This window comes from Methylobacterium sp. J-067 (assembly GCF_022829465.1).
Lineage (GTDB): Bacteria > Pseudomonadota > Alphaproteobacteria > Rhizobiales > Beijerinckiaceae > Methylobacterium > Methylobacterium litchii.
Map to the genome: position 1 here is coordinate 1 of NZ_JAKSXZ010000021.1, position 1,833 is coordinate 1,833.

The 1,833-nt window shown below is 67.8% G+C and carries 4 protein-coding genes; all 4 read right to left on the minus strand.

Annotation, left to right across the window (positions count from 1 at the left end):
- The coding region (locus MKK52_RS27160; protein ID WP_243951865.1) for an ATP-binding protein at positions 1-912 on the minus strand (912 nt) is incomplete at its 3' end.
- A complete protein-coding gene (locus MKK52_RS27165) occupies positions 912-1,148 on the minus strand; it encodes a hypothetical protein (RefSeq protein ID WP_243951866.1) in 237 nt (78 codons plus the stop codon). The genes MKK52_RS27165 and MKK52_RS27160, both read right to left, overlap by 1 nt.
- Entirely contained in the window at positions 1,145-1,639 is a 495-nt protein-coding gene (locus tag MKK52_RS27170; protein ID WP_243951867.1) for a hypothetical protein, read from the minus strand. The genes MKK52_RS27165 and MKK52_RS27170 overlap by 4 nt, the downstream gene beginning before the upstream one ends.
- Positions 1,636-1,833: hypothetical protein (locus MKK52_RS27175; RefSeq protein ID WP_243951868.1), on the minus strand; the 198-nt coding region annotated here is incomplete at its 5' end. The genes MKK52_RS27170 and MKK52_RS27175, both read right to left, overlap by 4 nt.

Consider the following 1,833-nt stretch of genomic DNA (forward strand, 5'->3'; position numbering starts at 1 on the left):
CGTGATCGGCTCGCGGTCGTAGGTCTCGCCAACGGTCACGACGTCCAGAGAGTAGGGTATCTCGTAGCCACAGCGCCCGCCGCGAACCTTGCGGATCGCCATGCGGGTGTTGCTGATGCTGCCGGCCTCGTCGCGGGTGGCAAGCATGGCCAACACGACGTCGGCGGCAGCTTCCTTGGCTGATGAGCCCCGCGTACCGGTCTCCACGGCCTTGCCGAAGTGATCGACGCCGAGGACGAACGCTCCGGTCTTGTGGCTGATGGCTTCCAGGGCGTTCATCACCCGCTGCGCCTCAGCGGCGGAGTTCTCGTCCATGAACCCCGCGCCGGCTGCCACGGTGTCCACCACAATCAGAGCCAGCGGCAGGCCGAAGGTTTCAGTCATATGCTCGACAGCGAGCTTGGCCACGGCCACCAGCTGCGGCACCGCATCGGCGTCCAGCAGGCGCGGGCATTCCTCGATCCAAGCGAACGGCAGCCGCTCCGGTGCATCGGGCCCAAGCTTGCCATGAACGAGGCCCCGCAAGCGGATCGGGATCTCGTGGGCGCCCTCCGCCGCGATAAAGAGGACGCCGCCTTGTCGCAGAACCTTCCGGCCGGCGAATGGCTCTCCGGTCATCACGGAGGCGCCGAGATCCAGAACAGCGAAGGTCTTGCCGGCCCCCCACTGGCCGGACGCGAGCCCTTTGCCAGTCTCCGGGATCAGATCGCGGACGAGCCACGCCCGATCCGCATTCGGATCGGCGTCGCCATGCCAACGAAGCGCAAGTGTCGTTGCAGTCCGCAGGTTAGCGGCCGGCAAGCGCTCAACGCGCGGTCGGGCCTTCGGCACGGATTGAGGATCGGGACCCGGCCAACCACAGAAGCGGTCGGCCTCGTCGTTCGTGGGTTGGCCGAAGGCGCGCTCGGACATTACGCACCTCCTCGTCGCGGAGCGGGGCGCTGAAGCATCTCGGCGGCCTGAGTGGCGGTCAGCATGGCGGCGCTAGCGCACCGCAGGGCGTAGTTCACGCCGCGCGCATCGTTCACCGAAGCGAACCGAGCAGCCATGTCGGCGTAGGCTGCCGCGAGACCTGCCGCCTCGCCGATGGCGTCGAAGCTGAGACCGTCCATCGCGATCCGGTCAGGGCTGGGTATGGTCGCCTTCATGCGCCGCCTCCCTTCGCGAAGGTGTCTGCGGCGAAGCGCGCGAGCAGAGCGGCGTCGCTCCGGCCGTGGTCCTTCTTCCGGCTGAAGCTCTCGGCCGAAGCCGGGAATAACCGGAGGGCGAGCGCCCGGCTGGCCTCCTTCGGGTCGGCAGCGGCGAGGATGCCGTGATGCCGCTTCCAGACGGATGGCGTCACCAGATGGATCGGCAGGTGGCAGAGCGCGGCAACCGTCTTCACCGTGGCGAAGGCTGAGCCGATGCCGAACGCTTGTCGGCAGCCGTCGCGGGGCTGAGGGCCCTGCCGCTCGATAGCCGCTAGTGTGGGCCCGAGTTGCCTGATCCGCCGCTCCAATGCGTGTGGGTCCACCTCGCCGTTCACCACCGGCATGTCCTCGACGGACACCCGCTCGGGCAGGGCCGGGAAGTAGAAGGCGACCGCACCAGTCAGGCCGGGGTCAATCGCGACGATGCAGAGTTCGGAAGGCGTGCTCATGCCCGGCCTCCCTCGGCGATCCAGACCGGGAGATCGAAGGATGGCGCGCGGCCCTTCGCAAACTTGGCATAGTGCGGGTGGGCGGCTCGCCAGTCGCGAAACCATGTCTCCCGGAACGGCTCAAGCCAAGCGATACCAGCTTGGCGCCATTCGTCGTGCTCGGTCAGCGCGTACATCGCCGCCGCTTCAAGACA

What these genes read in the sequence shown, in the direction of transcription:
- MKK52_RS27165 (WP_243951866.1), bottom strand. Translation starts at nt 1,148, where the DNA reads ATGAAGGCGACCATACCCAGCCCTGACCGGATCGCGATGGACGGTCTC.
- MKK52_RS27170 (WP_243951867.1), bottom strand. Translation starts at nt 1,639, where the DNA reads ATGAGCACGCCTTCCGAACTCTGCATCGTCGCGATTGACCCCGGCCTG.